Origin of the sequence: Legionella pneumophila subsp. pascullei, assembly GCF_900637585.1 — a bacterium.
Lineage (GTDB): Bacteria > Pseudomonadota > Gammaproteobacteria > Legionellales > Legionellaceae > Legionella > Legionella pascullei.
Genome location: NZ_LR134380.1, coordinates 1749754 through 1773111, shown reverse-complemented (window position 1 = coordinate 1773111; position 23358 = coordinate 1749754). Strand labels below are relative to the sequence as shown.

The following is a 23358-nucleotide window of genomic DNA, read 5'->3' as shown; positions in this document are numbered from 1 at the left end:
ATTTGTTGTCAGTCAATTGTACTAAGAGATTCTTTTTGTTTAATTGCGTGGAAAACTTCTTCTCTGTGAATGTTGATTGACCTTGGCGCTTCCACTCCAAATTTTATATTTCCATTTTCCTGAGTTTTAAAAGCCAATATCTTAACAACAGTATTCGAGATACGAATGATAAGTGGTTCTTCAAATTGAAGAGTTATTATATCCATTTAAAAAAACCTCTTTTTTTCATAAATTATTCCTAAGGGCTATTGATGACTATAGTCATTCACTGCTGAACGGTACCTTACTTTGGTGACAGTTGTCACTATAAATTGCTGAAAAATTATAAAAAATTTTATTTAAAGCAACCAGGTATGTTAAGTGACTATAAAATTAGCAAGATTAAATGAAGTGTAGTTTTATCAACTACCTAATTTTAAATCGGAATGAGATTGTAAGGAATGAATAAAAAAGTTATAATTGGCAGCTTTTTAAAACCCTTGCCTTACCAGTACCCAATGCTGGAAGGCTTTATCCATAAGGAGAATTCATGAGACATTATGAAATTATGTTTCTAGTACACCCAGATCAAAGCGAACAAGTACCTGGCATGGTAGAGCGCTATGAAGGGATTATCACAAAGCATAATGGCAAAATACATCGTAAAGAAGATTTGGGCCGACGCCAGTTGGCATACTCTATTAACAATGTTCATAAAGCACATTATATTTTAATGAACGTTGAATGTAATCTTGATGCACTTAATGAAATTAAGAACGCATTCAAGTTTAATGATGCCATTTTAAGACACTTAATCACTGTTCAAAAACAAGCGATTACTACAGAATCTGTCTTGATGAAGAAAGAAAAAGAAACTAAAGTCGCTTAAGAGGAGAACGTCTATGTCAGCTTATTTTCGTAGAAAAAAAATGTGCCGCTTTAGCGCAGAAGGTGGTAATGAAATAGATTATAAAGATATTAACCTATTAAAAAATTACATTACTGAAACTGGTAAAATTGTACCAAGTCGTATTACTGGTACCCAAACTCGTTTCCAAAGACAATTAGCCAAGGCAATCAAACATGCCAGATTTATTGGTTTATTGCCTTATTGCGACAGCCATAGATAAAATGAATCTTGCAGGTAATTTTATACTTAAACAAAGTAGAGCAATTCTTGAAAATAAACAATACGCTATTGTTTGTGCAGTTGTTCTTTCAATAGTCCCATTCGCCTCTTGGCTATCGGTGGCTTTGATGTGTTTAATTACTTTGAGGAAAGGTGAAAAACCTGGATTTGAAGTCATGTTACCTGCGATGATTGTTCATTCTGTACCTTTAATGATGTTGCTACCTCTGGAAGGAGCATTGATTAATACATTGGTTGCTTATTTGCCTTGCTATCTCGCTGCTTTGACTTTACGTAAAACAGCCAGCTGGCCAAATGTATTTGGAGCTTTTCTAATTCAAGCATTCATTGTATTTCTGTCCATTCAGATATGGATTCCTGATTTTGTCAGTGGCCAATTTAATCATTTTAAAATGCTGTTGTCTCAATTTCAGGATTACAAGCAGTTGGTAGAAAACAGTACAGATGGATTAAATAACTTAAGTTTGGCTCAGTTATTTTTTGGTGTCCAGATATTAAGTGTGATTGCTTCAGCCTTAATCTCGCTAATGTTTGCCCGAACTATACAAGCTAAGCTTTTCATGCCCGGTGGTTTTAAACAGGAAATATTGGAGTTTCGTGGTGGGAGATTTTCATTTTTGTTGCTAATTATTGTGTCTGTTGCCTCTTATTATGAGATACCGACGGCCATTAGCACTTTACCACTACTTCTTGCTTATTTCTTTTTATCGGGTTTTTCTTTGGCCTATTATATTTTAGCCAGAAAATGGCAAATTAGAGTGGTGATTTTGTTATCTCTATTGATTTTGCTAAAGCCATTCTTTGTCTTATTTGCCTATATTGTATTTGGCTCGCTAGATAGTTTATTTAATTTTCGATTATATCTCCCTGCAAGGGTGAGAGAATCAACGTAAGGGGTTATTAAGATGGAAGTAATCTTATTAGAAAAAGTACGTAATCTGGGAAATCTGGGTGATAAAGTACACGTTAAATCAGGTTATGGACGTAATTATTTGATACCACAAAATAAAGCCGTCTTTGCAACAGAACAAAATATTGAGTTATTCCAACAGCGTCGCTCTGAACTAGAGAAAAAAGCTCAACAAGCTTTGGCTAATGCAGAACAACGTGCTGCTAAACTGAACGATACCACGGTGGTTATTAGTGCTATGGCTAGTGACGAAGGCAAATTGTATGGTTCTGTTGGTGTTAATGAAATTAAAGACGCATTGATCGAAAAACAAATTGAAATTAGCAAGCGTGAAATAGTTATGCCTGAAGGTCCCCTGCACTCTATAGGTCATTATGTTGTAGAAGTACATGTGCATAGTGATGTGGTAGCTAACCTTCAAGTTGAAATTATACCTGCCAAGTAATTTGTTTGATGTCGATCTAATAACTATTTCAAATCAACAATATTTATCCAAGTTCTTACTTCAAGTTGTGTGGGATATCGCACAACTTGTTTTCTTATTGTTTTAATTGTCTTAAATCATTGTAATATTGCAAAAAATTACCCAACTAAGTGTGACAAAATAGCATTCTTTGATTATAATGCGAGCACACTAACCATTGGGGAATCATGTTATGTCTCATTCCAAAAGAGAACAAAATCCTATTGCCAGGACTTTAAGTGAATTTAGGCAAGTTGCAACACTGTTAAATAATGAGGGGCTTATTGTTACTGAAAGTAACTATAAAAAAGTCCAAGCCTTGTTAAATCGATATCAAGAGTTAGCATCCTTCTTTGATCAAAACCGAAATGGGTTAAATGGAAAACAGATAGGTGAGTTAAACCAAATTAGACTAATTATTTCTCGAGAAGAGCGACGAGAAATCAGAAAAAATGTTACAAGTGTTGAGAATGGAATAAAAAATAGAGAAAAAAAAATAAAAGAAGAATATACGAGAATAGAAAAACAACAGGATAAGGCAAGAGAAGTAGTTAAAGTTTTATGGCCACAGCTACAAGAGGTAGCTAAAAAATTTATAAATTCTGGAATAGCAAACATGGATGAACTATTAAGAAAGTATAAAGATTTAAGAAATGAGTTAAGTATACAGGTAAGCAATCTTCCCACTCAGGAAAGAAAGCAAAAAATTCAAGAGATGGCTGAGTTATCTCAACTTGTCAATAAACATGAAAGCAAATTATACGAAGAAATGAATCGGGCCAGGAAGGTAATTGAAGCAGCAGTGACTCAAGCACAAAAGAATGTAAACAGTATGTCATTGCTACAAATGGTTCAGCGGATGTTACCTGAACTGGAAAGAGAAGAAATTTTAAAAATCGCTCAAAAAGCCGGAATCCTACCCTTACAAGATAAGATTGCTACTGAAAATGGTGCAAATTTAGATAAATTAGTGGTAAGAGAGCAACCATTAGAAAAACAAACGGCTTTAATTTCTGTAATACTGAAAGAATTAGCTCTTAATGGTTCTCAGTCTGGTCCGCTAGCACAATACCTGCAGGCTGTTCAAGAAAATGCAAAGGACTTGATGAGTGGTAAAAAAACTCAATTTGTACTACTTTATGAAACAAAAGAAGGTGAAATTGGTGGATTTTATTTTAATATTCGTGAATTGTTGCATAATCAACACCAAGCAATTTCCAGACTTATACATGAAATGTATAAACGAGGTGTAGACCAAAACAGTCGGGTTGTAATGGCTTTTGCTAGTCCTGAACAAGCTGCTTCATTAATGTTAGCTAATGGTGAAAATGTTAAAGCGTTAACCAAAGACGGTAACTTACAAGAGTTGACTGAACTCCTATTAGAAAATGCGGGTGATTCAAAAGCATTGGCTCGCATAGTGGGGCATGATGTTGCAATTGACGAGAAAACTTTAGAAATAATTAGAGATCTCAAACACTCAAAAGAACAAAATGGCATAGAGCCAACAGAAGTAATGAAGCTATTTCAGGTTATTGCAGTAATATTTGAAACTCGAAATATTTTAATCAATTGGATAAATGCTCCAGTTCACCTGAAGGAACAAACTGAGGAAGCTTTATTAGGTGCAGGTAAAACTCCTGCGATCGTCGGTGGTAAAGGAAATCAGGCCAAACGCGTAAGATTCCTCCCCGATTTGGTGAAGAAGCCAACAGTTACATTGTCAGATACCGATCAACCTGCTGCCAAAAGAAAAGATGAGGAGCTACTAGATAAGAAAATACAAGTTGCCCTGGAAGCGGTTGATCAGGCATTAGAAGAATTGAAAGGTAAAATAGGAGATATCAATCAACATAAATATGATAAAGCCTATGAAGCAGCGAAAACTCTTCTAAGACAATTGCAAGAAACGCGTGATCAATATGTTGTTGATTTAACAAATCCTCAAACTAATTTCAACGAGGCGGGTCTTAAATTTAAAGAAGCTTGTAAGTTGGTGATTCAAGATGCCAAGCCTATCCTGGAAAAGGATTTAGGATGGGGAGAATATCTCAAGAATTTGTTGAAAGTACTAGTTAACGCTATTGTGTTTTGTGTAACTTTTGGAGCAAACCAAGGTTTCTTTGCTACGACCCGTGCAAAGTCTGCTGTAGCTGTGGAGGAAGCAGAGAGCGCTTTGGAACTGAATCAAATCAATTCATCCCAAAAGTTTAACTAATCTGCTGTTAGAGCAACATACGGTTTTTGTTATCCAAATCATTGAATAATAGAAACCGATGTTGCTTTTTGTATTAAAGATGGTTGCAGCCTATATTTTCCACTTGATGTTACATCCTATACTTGGTTTTTGTTCAAAATCTAATGGCTTATTATTTAATAAATAATCTAATGCCTGGCGAATTGAGTTGCCAGTAACAGGAATATCATTTCCTGGTCTTGAATCATCCAGTTGCCCTCTATAAGCTAAAGACAAATCGGAATCAAAAACAAAGAAGTCAGGTGTACAAGCTGCATTATATGCTTTAGCTACTTCTTGAGTTTCATCATAAAGGTACGGAAACGGATATTGATGTGCCTTCGCAGTTAGAATCATATTTTCAGGTGAGTCATCAGGATAACCCTCTATATCATTGGAGTTAATGGCCAAAAATCGAATTCCTTTTGGAATATAATCATTGGCGAGTCGTGTTAATTCTTTGTTTATATGTTTCACAAAAGGGCAATGGTTGCATATAAACATAATCACAGTAGCCACATAACGCGGAGTTTCTCTTAGTTTAACTTTACTGCCACTAATTACATCCACCAGTTCAAAATGAGGAGCCACTGTACCTAATGGAAGCATATTTGATAGAGTTCTAGCCATTTTATTAAATCCCTCAAAAATCTTAAAGCATCAATTGATAAAGAGCGTATGACGCAAATATGGTATTAAGAATACCCCAGAGGTAACAGATGTGTTGACCTCTGTAAGCACTATAGTACGCATAAGTAGCTACACCTGAACTTCCAGAAAAAAATATGATTTGATTATTATACGCAAGTCCCATCGAGAGCAGCGCTATTCCTATAATGCCAATTAATAAAAAAATACTGTTTTTCTTGCCAAACATTAAATAAAAAATCAGTAGTTGTAAACACAACAGAGAAGGTAAAGCTGACCCGATATATTTCCCCATACCAAGAATGATGGAGGTATGGCCAGCTCCCAAAATTAATTCCAGAGCAATAAAATAAATCAATTTATAGTGAATTGCTGTAATCATAAGAGCAAGTGAGCCAGTAATATAATATACTTGAGGAATATTCTGGCTCAGCCCATAAATAAGTAACAAAGCGCCAATAATACCTAATACCAGGTATATAATGTCATACTTTGTTTTATTCACTGATCACCATTTTAGGTAAATTCCTTTAGCAACAGATTCCTGAATGACTTCATTCTGTGATTTATTAGTAGAAATCCAATAGTTCCCCATATTACTAAGCGCGAATTTAACGCGAGGATATTGGCAAACTTCCAAAACATCTCGGCAATCAACTAAAGAAGTATTTTCTTCAATATGCTTATAACATTTGAAGTTTAAATTTTTTACATCTGAGGCAAATGCCGCCCAATTCATTGGGTCTAGGGATGCTTGTAAGGGAGGAATCATAAACGCATCTGAATTATCAAAACGCTCAAGCTCAATTTTAGAATCTGAACGGTTTTGAATGAGATAATAGGTTTGATTACCCGTTTCATTTAAAATTAAATAATTTTCACTATAACCAAAACCAGTGACTTCACAGCCGCGGGGAAAAATCGAAGCGGCTTGGATTGTGTTGGTCACAAAAGCTGTGACCAACATTGTTTTAGTAAAATAATTAATTAATGACATAATTTCCTCAGAAAACAAAATTAAGATGCTATTTTAATCATTAAATAGACAAAGTCTATCATGTAATAAAAAATCAAACGCATAGAATATAATAATCTGTCTTTGTTATTACGTATTCATAATTTGTTGGCATAATCTAACTTGTATAGAGATGCAGAGACTATATCAGTTACTCGCATTAACTCTCTATTCTTTCAGCAAGCAGTTGTCTAATATCGATCGGCATGGAAAACATAAATTACATATAAACTCAATCTTTATTATTTGCCGCAATCTTAGCTTTGATCATTGGATAGTACGTTCTGTAGAAACTTAAAAGTAAATACATACCTACATAGCCCAATGATAAGCTTACCCACAACTTATTTGTTTCAGGGTAATTAACTAGCAGGCAAAATGAACTGATGCCATAAAGGGCAGAGCAACAGTGCATCAATATTTTCAAGGTTCTGGACTCAGTTAAATAATCTAACCTTGATGGATAAACATACTTTACTGGAATAAAAATCAGTATACAAAAAAGAGATAAGAGAAGGGTATTCACAATCATGGTGGTATTAAAAATATACATATAAAAGACAGCTATATTCCAATAGCAGGGAAAACCCTTAAAAAAATGATCAGGGGTTTTGGCGTCATCCTGACAGAATTGATAAGCCGATGTAATTGTAATTGCAGATATAATTGGCACTACATAATCTGCTGGAAGCATGCCGGGTTTTACAAGCAAGAAAAAACATGGAGTAATGACATAGTTTAAATAGTCAACAATATTATCTAATAAAGCACCATCAATTTTAGGCAGCACGCTTTTTACATGTACCAATCGAGCAAGGCTACCATCTACTGCGTCAATAAATACAGTAATTGCCATTAGCCATAAAGCAAATACATAATCATGCTGGTAAATTTTATATAGGCTAAAGACACCGAGACAGGCAGCGCTGGCAGTAAATACATGTACAAACCAGGCGGCAAAATACTGATTAAGAGTAAAGGGAGGCTTTATTGGATTCATTACTTATCCTAAGAGTTAATCAATGTCATTCTACTACTAATAACTTAGACTTCGGTCTTTTTTTGTAAAAGCAAAAAATAAATTATCTTTAAAATATGCATTAGAGAAAATATCCAGTGCAATGATTAAATCTGCATGACTTCATTCATAAAGACGATGTATCTCCGCTTTTTTAAACAGTTAAAGCCTATTTTGTTTAACATATTGATTTTTATTACTGTTCTTTAAAACAATGTCGTTTAAAATAAAAATAGTATCAATATTCAAAAGCAAAGTGCAAGTTAGGTTAATTATTTAAAATAAAAAAATTGCCCTGATTTGGTCTAAACTATAGGCAACCTTAATTATATCGAGTAATTAAATGAATATTCAAACTATCAACCCGGCAACTGAAGAAGTTCTAAGTAACTATACATGTCTGGATTTTGATTCAATAGACAAGAAAATAGCATTAGGGTATGAAGCCTATTTAAATTGGAAAAACTCTAAATTCGACATCAGGCGCTCATTAATGCTAAATCTTGCTCAGATATTAAAAGATAAGAAGCAAGAACTCGCACATTTAATGGCTTTGGAGATGGGTAAACCCATTACAGCCGGTTGTGCTGAAATTGAGAAGTGCTCTTGGGTATGTGAGCATTATGCTGAAAATGCAGAACAATATTTAATATCAAGAACCGTCCAGACTGAAATGAAAACAGCAAAGGTTTGTTACAGGCCACTAGGAATTGTATTTGCCATAATGCCTTGGAATTTTCCATTTTGGCAAGTTTTCAGATTTTCAGCTCCAACCATCATGGCGGGTAATGGTGCTATTTTAAAACATGCTCCAATATCAAGTGGAACAGGAAATAAAATTGAGGAATTATTCAGGGATGCTGGATTTCCTTCTTCATTATTTCAACATTTAATTGTAGATAATGATGGGGCATCTCATATCATTGAAAATCAATTTATTACTGCAGTTACTTTAACTGGAAGTGAACGTGCTGGTCAAAGCGTTGCAGCGAATGCAGGTAAAAATTTAAAAAAATCGGTTTTGGAACTAGGCGGTTCAGATCCCTATTTGATCCTGGAAGATGCGGATTTAGATCTTGCTGCTCAATGCATTGTGGCTTCACGATTAAATAATACTGGACAGGTCTGCATTGCAGCCAAACGAGTCATAGCACTTCAATCGATTGAAAAAGAATTAATTTCGAAAATCAGAGCACTCATCAGTAAATACAAAATGGGGGATCCCCTGGACCCTAATATTAATTTGGGACCCATGGCCAGAAAAGATTTACGAGAAAATTTGCATTTACAAGTAGAAAAATCTGTTAAACAAGGTGCGAAATTATTGCTTGGTGGTATAATTCCGGAAGGCAAAGGGTACTTCTACCCACCGACATTATTAACTGATGTTAAACCTGGAATGACGGCTTTTGATGAGGAACTATTTGGACCTGTTATTGTTATCGTTTCTGCTAAAAATGAGAGTGAGGCAATTTCACTGGCCAATATGAGTCAGTATGGTTTGGGTGCTGCTGTATTTACAAAAGATCTTAACAAAGGAGAGCACATTGCTACTTATGAAATTGAAGCTGGAACCTGTTTTGTTAATGCTTTTGTAGCCTCTGATCCACGACTTCCCTTTGGAGGAATAAAGCGCTCAGGATATGGTAGGGAGTTATCAAGAGAAGGTATATTAGAGTTTGTAAATACCAAAACAATTGCGATTAGTGATTCAAAACATGGTAAAAAATAGTAAATTCATTTTTATTTCAATTAAAAAACAGGAGATGAGTTGTTTTGAAAAGGATCATTTAATTACAAACTATAATATTTCATCCGGAAAAAATGGGGTGGGTGAAAAAATGAATAGTGGATGCACCCCGAGAGGTTGGCACAAGATACATTCTATAATTGGCCTTGATCTGCCAATTAATAGTGTGATGGTTGCCAGAGAATGGACAGGTGAGATTTATTCGGAATCATTGGCAACTCAATTTCCAGAAAGAGATTGGATATTAACCCGAATTTTACAATTGGATGGATTAGAGCCTGGTCGAAATAAGGGTGGAGAGGTAGATACTTTACAGCGTTACATTTATATTCACGGCACACCAGATACAACTCAACTAGGCATACCTGGCTCACACGGATGCATTCGCCTGAATAATGATGCAATTATTGAGCTGGCAGCTTGGGCAACAAAGAATACTTTAGTATACATACAATGATTAATAACAATTAATGCCTCGGAGCATAAGTGAATCTGAAGGGGTAAATGAATGTCCTATAAATTTGAAGAAGGTAAAGACGTAATAGTAGAAAGCGTTGTTGAAAAAATTAAACAAACAATGACTGGCGAACAAACAGAGTTTTGCGCTGAATTCGCCAAGCAATTTTATGGGACCGTGGCTCTTGAAGATCTTCGAGAGTGGGAAATTGACGATCTTTATGGTGCAGCAGTCAATTTTTGGTCCTTGATTTCTGAACGAGCTCCACATGAGACAAAAATCAGGATTTACAATCCTGACTATGAACGCCATGGTTGGCAAACCACACATACTGTTGTAGAAGTTATCTGCGAAGACATGCCCTTTATTGTAGATACTCTGAGGATAGTCATTAATAGAATGGGATTAACATCTCATCTAACTATTCATATGGGAGGAATAAAGGTTAAGAGAGACAGTCATAACCGAGTTACCGAAATTCTTCCAAGAAATGGTGGCTCTATAGATGATGATGTTTTACATGAAGCCCCTATTTTTATAGAAATTGATCGGCAAACAGACCCAGCTGCCTTATCCGAGTTACACAAAAATTTTGAACGTGCTCTTGAAGATAATCGAGCGGTATTTGAAGATTGGGATAAAATGCGTACCAAGGTACGAGAAATTATTAAGGAACTTGATACTGTACCAAAGACTATTGATATCAGCGAAATTGAAGAGACTAAAGCCTTTTTAAATTGGATGGAAGATCATCATTTTACTTTTTTAGGATTGCGAGATTATGATTTGGTTAAAAAAGGAAAGGAAACTATTTTACAACCTATTCCTGAAACAGGATTAGGTGTTTTACGTCAAAGTCTAAGCAAATCAAGTGCAAGAAGTATTACAGCAATGGGGCCAGAAGCACAGGGTTTAATTTCATCACCCCGCATTCTTGTAATGTCTAAAACAAATACTTTAGCCTCGGTTCATAGGGATGCTTATACCGATTATATTGGCGTTAAGCGCTTCAATAAAAAAGGAGAAGTGATTGGTGAAAGACGCATTATAGGACTGTACACTTCTGCGGCTTATCATACAAATCCCAAGCATATTCCATTTTTGCGACATAAAGTTGCATTAATTATGAAAAACTCTAACTTAAATCCCTATAGCCATGCGGGCAAAGTGTTATTAAATATACTTGAAACTCTTCCAAGAGATGATTTAATTCAAGGCACTGAGGATGAGTTACTTGAAATAGCTATGGGTATTTTCTATATGCAAGATAGAAAACGTATCCGTCTGTTTGCCAGAGTCGATGTTTATAAGCGATTTATTTCATGTCTGGTGTATGTTCCCAAAGATCGGTTCAATACCGAATTAAGATATGCCATGCAAAAAATTTTAGCAGACAGTTTTAATGCTGAAGAGATTACCTTCTCCACTCAATTTTCCGAATCCGTATTGGCCAGAATTCATTTTATAGTAAGAGTCAATCCCAAAAACTTGCCTGAGTTTGATCTAAAAGCAATAGAGCAAAAACTGATTGAAGTGGGGCGATCATGGATTGATGATTTGCAACATCATTTACATGAAGTCTATGGGGAAGAACAAGCCAATGCTCTTTACTCTCGGTATAAAAATGCGTTTCCAATTTCTTATTCTGATACTTTTTCACCAAGAACGGCTGTTTATGATATCAAGCATATTGAAATGCTAAGCTCGGAAAATCCGCTCGGTATTAATTTTTATAAGCCATTGGATGAATCTGAGAAAAGTTTCAGGCTAAAGGTTTATCAGCACGACACGACTATTCCCTTGTCTGATGTATTGCCTATCCTGGAAAAACTTGGTTTAAGAGCAATCAGTGAACGTCCTTATGTTTTGAAGTTTGAAGACGGCAAGGTAGCATGGATTAATGATTTTGCCATGCAATACAACAAAGAAAGCGAATTTAATATCGATGAAATAAAAGAGTTATTTCAAAATGCATTTGCCAGAGTATGGTTTGGTGATGCAGAAAATGACGGTTTTAACTTATTGGTATTAGCTGCCGGATTAAATTGGAGGGAAGTTGCTGTATTAAGAACCTATGCAAAATATTTCAGGCAAATAGGATTTACATTTAGTCAGGATTACATGGAAACAGCGCTAAATAATAATGTAAGGATTGCCAAGAAATTGGTCAGATTATTCGAAATTCGCTGTAATCCTCATGACTCCAAAAAAAGAGAGGATAGATACGTTGCGCTCGTCGCTGAAATTTTGTCTGATCTTGATAATGTAGCTAATCTTGATGAAGACAGAATTATAAGACAATACGTCCATGCAATTGGCGCCACTCTTCGTAGCAATTTTTATCAAGTAGATGCTCAGGGTAACCCTAAGAATTATATTTCTATAAAATTGTCCAGTAAACTCATTCCTGGTGTTCCAAAGCCATACCCTATGTTTGAAATTTTTGTTTACTCGCCACGATTTGAAGGGGTGCATTTACGTTGTGGCAAAGTAGCTCGAGGAGGTTTACGTTGGTCAGACAGACGTGAAGATTTCAGGACTGAAATCCTTGGCTTGATGAAAGCACAACAGGTAAAGAACTCCGTGATTGTTCCTAGTGGGGCGAAGGGTGGTTTTGTCCCCAAACAGATACCTGCTAATGCTACTCGTGAAGAAATAATGGAGGAGGGAATCAGCTGTTACAAACTCTTTATAAGAGGTTTACTGGATATAACGGACAATTATAAAGAAGGACAAATTGTAAAACCCCAAAATGTTGTTTTTTATGACGAAGACGATCCTTATCTTGTAGTCGCTGCAGACAAAGGCACTGCAACATTTTCTGATATTGCCAATTCAATTTCTCAGGAATATGGTTTTTGGCTTGGAGATGCTTTTGCCTCAGGAGGGTCTGTTGGTTATGACCATAAAAAAATGGGGATTACAGCTAAAGGGGCATGGGAATCTGTTAAACGTCATTTCTATGAATTGAACAGGGATATCCAAAACAATGATTTCACAGTAGTTGGTATAGGAGATATGGCTGGGGACGTCTTTGGAAATGGAATGTTATTGTCCAGGCATATCAAGCTTGTAGGTGCTTTTAATCATATTCATATATTTGTAGACCCTAATCCTGACGCTGAAACTAGTTTTAAAGAGCGAGAGCGATTATTCAATCTTCCAAGATCTAACTGGACGGATTATGATAAAAAACTCATTTCCAAAGGGGGTGGCGTTTTTTCCCGCAGTGCAAAATCAATCCCTGTTAGTCCGGAAATGCAGAAAGTATTTGGAATAAAACAAACTTCAATTGAACCTAATGATCTGATTAAAGCAATATTAAAAGCCGATGTGGATTTACTGTGGAGCGCTGGAATTGGAACTTATGTCAAATCAAGCACTGAAAGTAATATCAGCGTAGGTGATCGAACAAATGATGCAACTCGCGTTAATGCCAATCAGTTGAGATGTAAGGTGATAGGTGAAGGAGGTAATTTGGGATTAACCCAGTTAGCACGAGTGGAGTATAGTTTACACGGTGGCAAAGTCTACACAGATTTCATAGATAATTCTGGAGGGGTTAATTGCTCAGATAAGGAAGTTAATATTAAGATTTTATTGAATAATGTTGTAACCGCCGGAGATCTTACTCCCAAACAAAGAAATGAGCTCTTAAGTAATATGACTGATGAAGTAGCCAAATTAGTGCTCAGAGATAATTTCCTACAAACCCGCGCTATTAGCTTAACTGCTTCTCAAGCCCTAAGAGCAATTGAATTACATGGAAGGTATATTAACGAATTAGAAAAAACAGGCAAAATTGATAGAACTTTAGAGTTTTTACCTGATGAAAAAGTTCTTATGGAACATAAATTAATGGGGAAAGGATTAACTCAACCTGGAATTGCTGTTCTTATGTGTTACAGCAAAACCATACTAAAAGAGCAAATTCTGGCTTCTGAAGTTCCTGAAGAGGATTATATGAATCAGATACTTATTGGTTCATTCCCCAAGCCTCTGCAAGAGCGTTTCAGTAAACAAATGCAAGATCATCCATTAAGAAGGGAGATAATTGCTACTCGTTTAAGTAACATTATTGTCAATGAAATGGGCTTTACCTACGTTTACAGATTACAAGATGAAACCGGAGCCTCTGTTTCGGCGATTGTCAGAGCGTATATGATTGCCAGAAGTGTCTTAAATTTGGAAGCGATATGGAAACAAATTGAAGAACTTGGTACAAGAATCAGTGCACAAGCTCAAGTTGATATGATGATGTTGTATGTCAGACTATCCAGAAGGGTGACAAGGTGGTTTTTAAGAACCCATCGAAGGGCGATGAGTATTACTCAAGCAATAGAGTTATATGCAAAAGGGGTTGATGAACTGAAAAAATCCATGCCTGCAGTCTTTGGCGAAACAGGTCGGATTCAATATGAGGAACATTATCAAGAGCGGATAAAAGAAGGGATCCCACCTCAACTTGCCCATGAATTAACAGTGACTCGAGGTTTGTTTGCTGCAACAGATATTATAGAAATTGCCTATGAGGAAAATATAAAAATACCAAAAGTAGCTGAAATATATTTTGGTATTGGCGAATTTCTTGATGTAGCCTGGCTTAGAACCCAAATTATTGTTCACACTACAGAAAATCATTGGGAGTCTTTATCTCGAGAGGCACTGCGTGATGATTTGGATTGGCAACAACGTCAGTTAACAGCAGCGATAATGGGTTTTGAACCTAATAATAAAGATTTTCAAGCAAGATTAACAAGATGGGGGGAGACCCACGTTTCTTTAATTGATCGGTGGAATCATATTCTGACGGCTCTGAAATCAAGTACAGCTTTGAACTATACTATGTTTTTAGTTGCTACAAGAGAGCTGCTTGATTTAACCCAAACGACTTTACAATCCAATTTAAAAATGGAAGAAGCTTTTTGAAATGAAAGGAGTTAAATAAAATGGGGACTAATACTGCTTCAGAATATTCACCACTGAGCAAATTATTTCATTGGGTCATTGCATTAGCAGTTATTGTCATGCTAATTGCAGGTTTTTTTCTTGATGAAATACCTGAGCAATTTCAGGGAGTTGCTTATATGCTTCATAAATCAACAGGAATTACTATTCTTTTTTTGATGATTTTGAGGTTTATTTGGATCCATGCCAAGGGAAAACCTGCTTTACCAGCCTCTGTTAGGAATTGGGAGAAATTTTTATCGAGATTTGTACAATATGGATTTTATATACTCTTGATCATTATGCCATTGAGTGGATGGATCATGTCGGTTGCAGCAGACAGAACTCCAAGTTACTTTGGCCTGTTTAAAGCACCATTACCTTGGATAGAACCTAATAAATCTTTGGCCGAATTAATGGCTGAATGCCATGAAACTATCGCATGGATTTTGATTGCCTTCATTACAATACATATCTTGGGTGCAATTAAGCATCATTTTATTGATAAAGACAATGTCCTAAGGAGTATGTTGCCTGGAAAAAGAAAATAGCTCCGTACTTTTGAAAAATTGAGCTTGAATTTCAAGACTCAAGCTCAATTTTTTCTTCCAATTGGATTGGAAATTTGTCACCTTCCAGGTAGACAGATGAAAAACTTTCTTTTAGTATACTTGCAGCAACCAAATATCGATTTTGACCAAGCATAGAATAATCAATTAACTCGCCAATCTCTGTATCTTCATCCGATTTAAATAACTTTTGCCCAGAATGCAATTCATTATTTGTCTGAATAATAAATTTCTTTAATTCATGTTTAAGAGTCGCTCTATAGTGAGTTCTTGCGATGATCTCCTGGCCCTTATAACATCCTTTATCAAAACTGACATATGAAGTCTGATGCAAGCCGATTCTATGTGGTAAAAAGAGTCCTCTGGAGTTAGGATAAATATCAATTTGATTATTAAACAGTCTAAGGGTATGCCAGGTTAATGAACCGAGTAATTGATTATTTTCAATAAAGGGCTTGCAAAAACTATCATAATAATCTGAATGAATTAAATAGATATAGAATCCTTTACCTAAGTGATAAACACAACCATGACTTGTATAAGATAGAGCATATGATTCGTTGGGCAAAGGTAATAACCGAGGTATTTGATCATTATCATTCTGTAAATAAAAACCTAAAACTTTATAGCTATTATTTGTAGTAATTTTAACACGAGAAAGTAGGGCTGCTTTGTTTAATGAATTTTGAGTGAGTTCAATTAAATCCTTGGGTAGAACTAATTTTATTCCTTGCCAATTGATAATATCCAACAAGGAAAGAATTCTCCCTTTAAGATTACATTGGGCCCCCTGAATCATTGAAGCATCGGATACCAATCGTAAATCACAAGTGAATTGCCCTTGCAGGAAATCTATTGATTTCTCTCCAAATAAATCGATGACTCCCATATAAGATAAGTCAAAAAGATAGTTTTTCTGCTTATTTAATAATAATTCAGACTCTATAGAGTGGAATGTTGTGAAAGACCTATTATTCACTAAATGTTCTAAAATAGTTTTCATATCAAGATCAGTGATGTTGTTTATAATACGGAGTAGTGTATCATTTGGTCTCTCAAAATCAGATATTAATTATTGAGTAATTAGAATTATGTTGAATTTATCGTGAGATAACAGAGGAAATCCATTGTGGACAACAGAGAAAAGTCGCGGTTATTATGGAAATGCAGGAGAGGAATGCTAGAGCTTGATCTTGTCTTGCAGAAATTCATAACCAATGAGATTGATCGACTTACAGAAAGTCAGTTAAAAGCATTTGATAATTTATTAACTCATAATGACCCTAACTTATATGCCTGGCTAATGGGGCATGAGAAGCCCGAAAAAGAGTTGCTTGAAATTGTATCATTCATCAGAAACAGTGATTAATCCAGGTAAATCCAAAGTATATCTTCGATTAATTACTATTCTTTATTTGTGCACCATTGCATTAATTTTATATTCTTCCTTACCTGTGTTAATAGAAGGTGCCTTAACTTTTCTTATTATTATTCAATTTAAAAATGATGTAACTAACCAAAGTGTTTGCCAAAGAATTAAAGAAATTAAATATTTACAAAATCATACGTGGTTACTAGAAACAATTGATGGTACTGTCCATCATTATGACGAGCTAAGAATTCTTGTTCACAATATGCTATTCCAGGTGATCCGATTATCTTCAGATAAAAAAAATCAGTTGTTAATTCTATTTAATGATCAGATACCTAGCTATCAATTGCGATTATTACACCTAAACAGCAATAAAAAGTAGTATATAATAATACATAATGATTAAAATAAATCCACCAGGCATTGATTAGGCTTTGTCATATTCGAACGTAATAACAAATAAAGGAATAATGAGGAAGTTATGAATATTGAAACCTCTTTAAGCGATGAATCACTGATTGAATTGGCTCAAAAAGGTAATGGGCTGGCCTATGATAAACTATTTGAGCGCTATCAAGATAAAATTCGACAAATGATTTATTTTTATACTCATGATTGGACAAATGTCAATGACTTGACTCAGGAAGTTCTTATCAAAGTATTTAGACATTTACCCTTATTTAATGAGCGCAGTCAGTTTTCAACCTGGTTATATAAAATTACTCAAAACACTATTAAAAATTATTTTCGCACCAATAATTTTCATATTGATTCAGAAATACAATATATGGATGAGCAATTTTCTACACCCTATAATTCTCCGGAATCAGAGATAATTGGGCTAGAGTTTGAGAAACAACTAGAAGCGGCAATGTTATGTTTATCTGAAGAGCTGCGATTATGTTATGGTCGGCATATATTTGATGGACAAACATATCAGGATATCGCAAAAGAAATGCATTGTCCCATAGGAACTGTGCGCTCTCGTATATTTAGAGCTCGGAAACAGCTTATGGATATTGTGAATGAGAACCATGCTTTGTGATCCCTATAAAATTATAAATCCTCAATTCCATTTAATTATTAAATAAATAAGCTTACAAAGATCTGCTATTAGATAAACATATGTTAAAATGCTTTCATTCGAATGAACCTGACAAAACCTCTTATGCTCGAAAGTGATCGCCTAATCAGTAGTCAAAGTATTGTCTCAGAAGAAGCCATAGATAGAGCTATCAGGCCGCTTAGTTTGAGTGAGTACGTAGGACAAGATTCTGTAAGTTCACAGATGCAGATATTTATCAATGCGGCAAAAAAGCGAAACGATCCTTTAGACCATGTTCTTATTTTTGGCCCACCTGGTCTTGGCAAAACTACTTTAGCGAATATCATAGCTCACGAAATGGGAGTTAATATCAGACAAACTTCTGGGCCAGTGATTGAGCGCGCAGGTGACATTGCTGCTATATTGACGAATTTACAACAAAATGATGTACTATTTATTGACGAAATTCATAGACTAAGTCCTGTTATAGAAGAAATTCTTTATCCGGCTATGGAAGATTATAAGTTGGATATCATGATAGGAGAAGGGCCGGCAGCACGATCTATTAAATTGGAGTTACCTCCTTTTACATTGATTGGAGCTACAACAAGAGCAGGATTACTTACCTCGCCATTAAGGGATAGATTTGGTATAGTGCAACGATTGGAGTATTACTCTGTTGATTCGCTTACCCGGATTGTAGCTCGCTCTGCGCATTTGCTTGGTGTCCCTACAAAACCGGAAGGAGCCAGAGAAATTGCATTACGTTCAAGAGGAACACCACGCATTGCTAATCGCCTGTTAAGAAGAGTAAGAGATTATTCTGAAGTGAAAGGAAATGGCATCATTACTGTTGATATGGCCCAACAAGCTTTGGAAATGCTTGAAGTTGATCAACATGGATTTGATTTAATGGATAGAAAATTATTGTTAGCAGTGATAGAGCATTTCAACGGTGGTCCAGTAGGCATAGATAGCATTGCAGCTGCTATTGGCGAAGAGAAAGGAACTATTGAGGATGTTTTGGAGCCATTTTTAATACAACAAGGCTTTCTAATGCGCACTTCTCGCGGTAGAATAGCCACTTCGAAAGCATATCAGCATTTTGGTTTTAACGCGATCGAGCAGGAATAACTCATGAATTTTATATCAAATCATCAGCATAACATTAGAGTCTATGCAGAAGATGTTGATTATATGGGGATTGTTTATCATGCTAACTACCTTTGTTATTTGGAAAGAGCTCGAACTGAATTATTAAGACAAAACGATTTAATTCTAAGTGAGTTCGTAAAATCAGATGTTTTATTTGCGATTCATGAACTGACAATAAAATATGTCTTTCCGGCCAAGTTAGATGATCACTTAACAATTAGAACAGAAATTAAAGAATTTAGAGCGTGTAGTTTTCTATTTAACCAAGAGATATCTAATCAACATAAACAATTAATTTGTAGGGCTAGTGTTCAAGTAGTCTGCGTTGGTAGAAATTTAAAACCCAAACGACTACCTAATATTATGAGAAATGAATAACTAAACCTTTCAGTATGGAGATTAATGGTGGCTAATCAAGCAAATGTACTCATGTATTTTATGCAAGCGGGTTTGGTAGTAAAGTCCGTTATGCTGATATTGTTAATTGCTTCAGTAATTTCATGGACATTAATCTTCCAAAGAGCATGGTTTTTTAATCGTAGAAAACAAATGACTGATGCTTTTACCAGAAGATTTTGGGATTGCGGAGACTTAAGCAAACTATATGCTGATGTAGACAGCAATAGTGATGAGAGACAAGGCGTTGCTGCTATCTTTCACGCTGGTTTTAAAGAATTTGTCCGTTGTAGAAAACAAGGTGCGGTAGCTATTGAGCCTATACAAAGAGTCATGCAGATAAGTCATGCCAAAGAAGCAGAAAAGCTGGAACAACATTTACCTTTTTTTGCATCAGTAGGATCTATTTCTCCCTATGTGGGTTTATTTGGCACAGTTTGGGGTATAATGACATCATTCCAGGCTTTGGGACATGCTCAACAAGCGACTATTGCAATGGTAGCGCCTGGTATTTCAGAAGCACTGGTAGCTACAGCTTTAGGACTATTCACTGCAATTCCAGCGGTTATTGCCTACAACAGATATACGACGCGCGCCAATACTTTGCTGAATAAATATGATTTATTTCAAGAAGAACTAATTTCTTTAATTGAACAACAAACTTCTGGTTCACCTAGAGGATAAGACTTAAAATGAATCGATCTAAAACCAATCGTGAACGTCCAATCTCAGAAATTAATGTAGTGCCATACATTGATGTTATGTTGGTTTTACTGGTTATTTTTATGATTACAGCTCCAATGCTGACACAAGGTGTTACAGTAGATCTGCCCAAGGCAGCCAGTCAAACTTTACAGGCCGCTGACAGAGAACCCATCATTGTTTCAGTGAATCAATTAGGCAGTTATTTTTTAAATATTAGTAGCACACCAACAGAGCCTATTGAAGCTCAGGCATTATTAGTACGAGTTGCTGCAGAACTGGAGTTAGCCAAACAGTCAGGCCAAAAACTTAATGTGCTTGTTAAGGGAGATCAGGGTGTTGCTTACGGGAAAGTTGTCCAAGCGATGGCACTCTTAAAGCAAGCAGGCGCTGAGCAAGTTGGATTGCTTACTGACTCCGAAGCAGGAGAAGAGGGGCGAGCATGATAAGTGATCTTACCTACAGAAAAGCATTTCTTTTTGCTGTCATACTTCATCTTTTTTTAGTTGTATTGCTTTTAACAGATAATAGCAGCAAAAGACCTGTGTTAACCATGGAGTCTAAAAATTCTCCTGGTATGATACAACCAACTATTTCTCAACAGGAGGTAGTAAAAGCGGTCAGTGTCGATAATAAAGAAATAATGAAAACAGTGAATCGTTTGAAGCAAGAACGCGAACAACAAAAGAAAGCGGAACTCAACCGACAAAAGGAATTATTAAGGCAAGCTGAGGCAGCCAAACAACAAAGAATCAAAGAGCAGCAAGAAATTGCAAGATTGAAGGAAGAGGCGAATAAAATTGCAATTGCCAGAAAAAAACAAGCTGAAGAAGAAAAAAAACGGTTAAAAGAATTGGCTGAGCAAAAAGCGTTAGAAGCTAAACGTATCGAAGAGTTAAAGAAACAAAACGAAAAATTGGCTAAACAACGGGAGTTGGAAGCGAAAAAACTTGCCGAGCTCAACAAGAAAAAACAAGAAGAAAAAGAGAAGGCTGAGAAACTTAAAGCAGAACAAGCGAAAGCTGAAAAGCTGAAAGCGGAGAAAGCCCGCGCAGAACAAGAAAAAGCTGAAATAGAAAGAAAAAGACAGGCCGAAGCAGCAGCTGCCCAACAGGCAGCCCAAAATGCGGAAAGACAAGCACGAATAGCTGGTGAAGTTGATAAATATAAGGCACTTATTGTCAATGCGATCGGACGCAACTGGATTTTACCTGAAAATGTTGACAGTTCTCTGTCGAGCCAATTCAGGATACGTCTTGCTCCTGATGGAACTGTACTGGAAGTGTCTCTAACTCGCAGTAGTGGTGATCCTTTGTTAGATAGGTCAGCACAAACAGCAATATACAAGGCCTCGCCGCTTCCCGTGCCTAAAGACGCTGAAACATTTAATTTGTTTCGCGATATCAGTTTAACCGTTCGTCCAGAACAAGTTAGGGGGTAAAGCTCGTGTTGAATCGAATTATTTCACTTTTCTTGCTGTTATTTACTGGTCAAGTGATTGCTCTTGATTTGGAACTAACTCAAGGAATTAATTCAGCCCTGCCAATAGCCATCAATTCTTTTGGCTCAGACGCGGCGGCTAAAGAAATAGGGGGTGTCATAGAGAATGATTTAACTATATCAGGACAGTTTAAAATTATCTCTGGGCCACAAGGAGCGAATTCTCAATCTTCTGTGAATACATTACGTCAACTGGGAGCTGACAGTGTGGTTACTGGCCGAGTTAATCAAGTTGGGAACCGGATTGAAGTGAGTTTTACTCTGGCTGATGCCGTAGCTAATGGCAATATTTTGTTGACAAAAACTTTCCAAATCAATGCCAATCAGGTAAGGGCTTTAGCTCATCATATTAGTGATGAGGTATACCAAAAACTGACTGGGGAAAGGGGAATATTCTCCACAAGGATAGCTTATATTTCAGTGCAAAGAAGTGGTGGAAGGTCTCGCTACTCCCTGGAGGTTGCAGACGCAGATGGACACAATCCTCAAAGCTTACTCGTCTCTTCAGAACCTATTATGTCACCTTCATGGTCACCCAATGGTAAATCCATATCTTATGTTTCTTTTGAAAAGAAAAAAGCTGAAATTTTTACTGTCTCTGTTGAAACAGGTCAGCGTCGTTTAATTACGAGCTTCCCAGGGATTAATGGAGCTCCCGCATGGTCACCTGACGGCCGTCATCTGGCAGTTGTGTTATCCAAAAGCGGTACACCCAAAATTTACGATGTTGATTTGAGCAGTGGTGCTATGAAACAACTAACTTTTGGTAATTCTATCGATACAGAACCACGTTATTCTCCTGATGGTCGCAGTTTATTGTTCACTTCAGGAAGGGGAGGGTCGCCTCAAGTGTATCGTTTATCATTGGCTGATGGCCAGATAAACCGAGTCACTTTCGAAGGCAATTATAATGCCCGCGCCTCTTATACTCCAGATATGAAGCACATTGTCATGCTGCACAGGGAAGACAGACAATTTAATATTGGTGTACAAAACACAGATGGTGGCCCGATTTCCAATTTAACTTTTTCTGGCCTTGATGAATCCCCATCAGTCTCTCCAAATAGTCGGTTAGTGCTTTATGCTACTCGTCATCAGGACCGAGGGGTTTTAGGCATTGTATCAATTGATGGGCGAATTAGAATGAGACTTCCTGCTCGTGAAGGCGATGTTCAGGAGCCGGCTTGGTCCCCTTACCTGAGTTAAAAATGATAAGAAACTTATTCCTGTTGTTTTTTTTATTTATAACTAATGCTGGTTATTCGTGGAATGCGATAGGGCACCAACTGGTAGCCCAAATCGCATACGATAATTTGACACCTCAATCCAAGCGTATGTGTAATTTATATTCACATTCAAAAACCAAAACATCGTTTAATATCAATTTTGTAAAATCAGCTTCCTGGCTAGACTCCATAAGAGCACATGATGTTCATTGGTTTGATGCTTTACATTACATTGATATTCCATTCTCCAGGGATGAAACGGCATTGCCAGCTTTATCAGATATTAATGCGCTCTGGGGAATTAATCAGGCGATTGCTGTGCTGTCTTCCAATAAAGCCAGTATTGCTGATAAAAAATTGAGCTTACGCATATTGGTACATCTGGTCGGAGATATTCATCAGCCTTTGCATACCGTTACAAAGGTAAGTAAAAAATTACCTAATGGTGATTTGGGTGGAAATTTATTTCAGCTAGGTAAAAATTCTATTGGGAATAATTTGCATCAATATTGGGATAATGGCGGTGGTATTTTGATTGGTCAAGGGAAATTTTTCCAGATTAAGAATAAGGCAAGGCAATTAGAAAAGAAATGGTCTTGCCAATCAGCTACTAAAGAAAACAATCCGCGACAATGGATTAATGCATCACACCAATTGGCTTTGACTAAAGTTTATAAGGTTTCAGCTTATCAAGTGCCCCCTAAGCAATATCAATTAAATACTCAAAACATCACAGAAAAACAGATACTTCTGGCTGGATGTCGGCTAGCTTATCTGCTAAATAATATTGCCGAAGGTAAAAACAAGCTATTCTAAATTT

General features: G+C 36.2%; 25 protein-coding genes. 19 read left to right on the top strand and 6 right to left on the bottom strand.

Annotated features, from left to right (window positions below; all coding sequences use genetic code 11):
• Positions 1 to 8: 8 nt before the first annotated feature.
• Positions 9 to 206, bottom strand: coding sequence for a carbon storage regulator (locus EL201_RS08155; RefSeq protein ID WP_027221781.1), 198 nt, complete (start codon positions 204 to 206; stop codon positions 9 to 11).
• A 323-nt stretch (positions 207 to 529) separates the two neighbouring features.
• On the opposite strand from EL201_RS08155, the gene rpsF reads away from it, so the two are divergent.
• From rpsF to EL201_RS08130, 5 genes are all read left to right on the top strand, one after another.
• Positions 530 to 868 carry a 30S ribosomal protein S6 gene (gene rpsF, locus EL201_RS08150; RefSeq protein ID WP_027221780.1) on the top strand — a complete coding sequence of 113 codons (339 nt, stop codon included), beginning with the start codon at positions 530 to 532 and terminating at the stop codon, positions 866 to 868.
• A 13-nt stretch (positions 869 to 881) separates the two neighbouring features.
• Complete coding sequence (gene rpsR, locus EL201_RS08145; protein WP_010947320.1) at positions 882 to 1109, top strand: 30S ribosomal protein S18; 228 nt, start codon at positions 882 to 884, stop codon at positions 1107 to 1109.
• Positions 1063 to 2022: a hypothetical protein gene (locus tag EL201_RS08140; RefSeq protein WP_027221779.1), complete on the top strand. Its 960-nt coding sequence runs from the start codon at positions 1063 to 1065 to the stop codon at positions 2020 to 2022. Before rpsR ends, EL201_RS08140 begins: the two co-directional genes overlap by 47 nt.
• 12 nt (positions 2023 to 2034) lie before the next feature.
• On the top strand, positions 2035 to 2484 hold the full coding sequence (gene rplI, locus EL201_RS08135) for a 50S ribosomal protein L9 (protein ID WP_027221778.1): 450 nt from the start codon (positions 2035 to 2037) through the stop codon (positions 2482 to 2484).
• Between the two features lie 337 nt (positions 2485 to 2821).
• Positions 2822 to 4720, top strand: a complete 1899-nt coding sequence (locus tag EL201_RS08130) for a Dot/Icm secretion system substrate (protein ID WP_269456676.1) — start codon at positions 2822 to 2824, stop codon at positions 4718 to 4720.
• A gap of 90 nt (positions 4721 to 4810) precedes the next feature.
• Here the strand turns inward: EL201_RS08130 and EL201_RS08125 are convergent, their stop codons facing one another.
• From EL201_RS08125 to pcsA, 4 genes are all read right to left on the bottom strand, one after another.
• Positions 4811 to 5368: a thioredoxin family protein gene (locus EL201_RS08125; protein ID WP_027221776.1), complete on the bottom strand. Its 558-nt coding sequence runs from the start codon at positions 5366 to 5368 to the stop codon at positions 4811 to 4813.
• 22 nt (positions 5369 to 5390) lie between these two features.
• Complete coding sequence (locus EL201_RS08120; RefSeq protein WP_027221775.1) at positions 5391 to 5891, bottom strand: hypothetical protein; 501 nt, start codon at positions 5889 to 5891, stop codon at positions 5391 to 5393.
• Positions 5892 to 5894: 3 nt separating this feature from the next.
• A complete protein-coding gene (locus EL201_RS08115) occupies positions 5895 to 6383 on the bottom strand; it encodes a hypothetical protein (RefSeq protein WP_027221774.1) in 489 nt (162 codons plus the stop codon).
• Positions 6384 to 6633: 250 nt separating this feature from the next.
• A complete protein-coding gene (gene pcsA, locus EL201_RS08110) occupies positions 6634 to 7401 on the bottom strand; it encodes a phosphatidylcholine synthase (protein ID WP_027221773.1) in 768 nt (255 codons plus the stop codon).
• A gap of 361 nt (positions 7402 to 7762) precedes the next feature.
• On the opposite strand from pcsA, the gene EL201_RS08105 reads away from it, so the two are divergent.
• Genes EL201_RS08105 through EL201_RS08090 form a run of 4 tightly spaced genes read left to right on the top strand, consistent with a single transcriptional unit; the run spans position 7763 to position 15124 of the window.
• The gene (locus tag EL201_RS08105; RefSeq protein ID WP_027221772.1) at positions 7763 to 9151 is read left to right on the top strand and encodes an NAD-dependent succinate-semialdehyde dehydrogenase; all 1389 of its coding nucleotides are present in this window, start codon (positions 7763 to 7765) and stop codon (positions 9149 to 9151) included.
• A complete protein-coding gene (locus tag EL201_RS08100; RefSeq protein ID WP_027221771.1) occupies positions 9138 to 9626 on the top strand; it encodes a L,D-transpeptidase in 489 nt (162 codons plus the stop codon). The genes EL201_RS08105 and EL201_RS08100 overlap by 14 nt, the downstream gene beginning before the upstream one ends.
• Before the next feature lie 51 nt (positions 9627 to 9677).
• Positions 9678 to 14555: an NAD-glutamate dehydrogenase gene (locus tag EL201_RS08095; protein ID WP_027221770.1), complete on the top strand. Its 4878-nt coding sequence runs from the start codon at positions 9678 to 9680 to the stop codon at positions 14553 to 14555.
• A gap of 20 nt (positions 14556 to 14575) precedes the next feature.
• Positions 14576 to 15124: a cytochrome b gene (locus EL201_RS08090; RefSeq protein WP_027221769.1), complete on the top strand. Its 549-nt coding sequence runs from the start codon at positions 14576 to 14578 to the stop codon at positions 15122 to 15124.
• Positions 15125 to 15155: 31 nt separating this feature from the next.
• Here the strand turns inward: EL201_RS08090 and ygfZ are convergent, their stop codons facing one another.
• Positions 15156 to 16145, bottom strand: a complete 990-nt coding sequence (gene ygfZ / locus EL201_RS08085) for a CAF17-like 4Fe-4S cluster assembly/insertion protein YgfZ (RefSeq protein WP_027221768.1) — start codon at positions 16143 to 16145, stop codon at positions 15156 to 15158.
• Positions 16146 to 16271: 126 nt separating this feature from the next.
• Here ygfZ and EL201_RS08080 point away from each other — a divergent pair, with 126 nt between their 5' ends.
• From EL201_RS08080 to EL201_RS08035, 10 genes are all read left to right on the top strand, one after another.
• Positions 16272 to 16511 (top strand): FAD assembly factor SdhE, encoded by a 240-nt coding sequence (locus EL201_RS08080; RefSeq protein ID WP_027221767.1) that lies wholly within the window; start codon positions 16272 to 16274, stop codon positions 16509 to 16511.
• The gene (locus tag EL201_RS08075; protein WP_269456675.1) at positions 16477 to 16896 is read left to right on the top strand and encodes a hypothetical protein; all 420 of its coding nucleotides are present in this window, start codon (positions 16477 to 16479) and stop codon (positions 16894 to 16896) included. The genes EL201_RS08080 and EL201_RS08075 overlap by 35 nt, the downstream gene beginning before the upstream one ends.
• A gap of 99 nt (positions 16897 to 16995) precedes the next feature.
• Complete coding sequence (locus tag EL201_RS08070; RefSeq protein WP_027221765.1) at positions 16996 to 17559, top strand: sigma-70 family RNA polymerase sigma factor; 564 nt, start codon at positions 16996 to 16998, stop codon at positions 17557 to 17559.
• Positions 17560 to 17682: 123 nt separating this feature from the next.
• Positions 17683 to 18693, top strand: coding sequence for a Holliday junction branch migration DNA helicase RuvB (gene ruvB / locus EL201_RS08065; protein ID WP_027221764.1), 1011 nt, complete (start codon positions 17683 to 17685; stop codon positions 18691 to 18693).
• Between the two features lie 3 nt (positions 18694 to 18696).
• Positions 18697 to 19092, top strand: a complete 396-nt coding sequence (gene ybgC / locus EL201_RS08060) for a tol-pal system-associated acyl-CoA thioesterase (protein WP_027221763.1) — start codon at positions 18697 to 18699, stop codon at positions 19090 to 19092.
• Positions 19093 to 19116: 24 nt separating this feature from the next.
• Positions 19117 to 19794, top strand: coding sequence for a protein TolQ (gene tolQ / locus EL201_RS08055; RefSeq protein WP_080272960.1), 678 nt, complete (start codon positions 19117 to 19119; stop codon positions 19792 to 19794).
• 8 nt (positions 19795 to 19802) lie between these two features.
• Positions 19803 to 20258, top strand: coding sequence for a protein TolR (gene tolR, locus EL201_RS08050; RefSeq protein WP_027221761.1), 456 nt, complete (start codon positions 19803 to 19805; stop codon positions 20256 to 20258).
• Positions 20255 to 21253, top strand: a complete 999-nt coding sequence (gene tolA / locus EL201_RS08045) for a cell envelope integrity protein TolA (protein ID WP_027221760.1) — start codon at positions 20255 to 20257, stop codon at positions 21251 to 21253. The genes tolR and tolA overlap by 4 nt, the downstream gene beginning before the upstream one ends.
• Positions 21254 to 21258: 5 nt before the next feature.
• Positions 21259 to 22518 carry a Tol-Pal system beta propeller repeat protein TolB gene (tolB, locus tag EL201_RS08040; RefSeq protein ID WP_027221759.1) on the top strand — a complete coding sequence of 420 codons (1260 nt, stop codon included), beginning with the start codon at positions 21259 to 21261 and terminating at the stop codon, positions 22516 to 22518.
• A 2-nt stretch (positions 22519 to 22520) separates the two neighbouring features.
• A complete protein-coding gene (locus tag EL201_RS08035; protein ID WP_027221758.1) occupies positions 22521 to 23354 on the top strand; it encodes a S1/P1 nuclease in 834 nt (277 codons plus the stop codon).
• Positions 23355 to 23358 lie beyond the last annotated feature (4 nt).

Coding starts and splice junctions, on each gene's coding strand:
- tolR (WP_027221761.1), top strand. CDS start 19,803: ATGAATCGATCTAAAACCAATCGTGAACGTCCAATCTCAGAAATTAAT.
- EL201_RS08115 (WP_027221774.1), bottom strand. CDS start 6,383: ATGTCATTAATTAATTATTTTACTAAAACAATGTTGGTCACAGCTTTT.
- tolA (WP_027221760.1), top strand. CDS start 20,255: ATGATAAGTGATCTTACCTACAGAAAAGCATTTCTTTTTGCTGTCATA.
- tolQ (WP_080272960.1), top strand. CDS start 19,117: ATGGTGGCTAATCAAGCAAATGTACTCATGTATTTTATGCAAGCGGGT.
- rplI (WP_027221778.1), top strand. CDS start 2,035: ATGGAAGTAATCTTATTAGAAAAAGTACGTAATCTGGGAAATCTGGGT.
- ygfZ (WP_027221768.1), bottom strand. CDS start 16,145: ATGAAAACTATTTTAGAACATTTAGTGAATAATAGGTCTTTCACAACA.
- ruvB (WP_027221764.1), top strand. CDS start 17,683: ATGCTCGAAAGTGATCGCCTAATCAGTAGTCAAAGTATTGTCTCAGAA.
- EL201_RS08095 (WP_027221770.1), top strand. CDS start 9,678: ATGTCCTATAAATTTGAAGAAGGTAAAGACGTAATAGTAGAAAGCGTT.
- EL201_RS08035 (WP_027221758.1), top strand. CDS start 22,521: ATGATAAGAAACTTATTCCTGTTGTTTTTTTTATTTATAACTAATGCT.
- EL201_RS08070 (WP_027221765.1), top strand. CDS start 16,996: ATGAATATTGAAACCTCTTTAAGCGATGAATCACTGATTGAATTGGCT.
- EL201_RS08155 (WP_027221781.1), bottom strand. CDS start 206: ATGGATATAATAACTCTTCAATTTGAAGAACCACTTATCATTCGTATC.
- pcsA (WP_027221773.1), bottom strand. CDS start 7,401: ATGAATCCAATAAAGCCTCCCTTTACTCTTAATCAGTATTTTGCCGCC.
- EL201_RS08105 (WP_027221772.1), top strand. CDS start 7,763: ATGAATATTCAAACTATCAACCCGGCAACTGAAGAAGTTCTAAGTAAC.
- rpsF (WP_027221780.1), top strand. CDS start 530: ATGAGACATTATGAAATTATGTTTCTAGTACACCCAGATCAAAGCGAA.
- EL201_RS08100 (WP_027221771.1), top strand. CDS start 9,138: ATGGTAAAAAATAGTAAATTCATTTTTATTTCAATTAAAAAACAGGAG.
- EL201_RS08090 (WP_027221769.1), top strand. CDS start 14,576: ATGGGGACTAATACTGCTTCAGAATATTCACCACTGAGCAAATTATTT.
- ybgC (WP_027221763.1), top strand. CDS start 18,697: ATGAATTTTATATCAAATCATCAGCATAACATTAGAGTCTATGCAGAA.
- EL201_RS08125 (WP_027221776.1), bottom strand. CDS start 5,368: ATGGCTAGAACTCTATCAAATATGCTTCCATTAGGTACAGTGGCTCCT.
- EL201_RS08140 (WP_027221779.1), top strand. CDS start 1,063: ATGCCAGATTTATTGGTTTATTGCCTTATTGCGACAGCCATAGATAAA.
- rpsR (WP_010947320.1), top strand. CDS start 882: ATGTCAGCTTATTTTCGTAGAAAAAAAATGTGCCGCTTTAGCGCAGAA.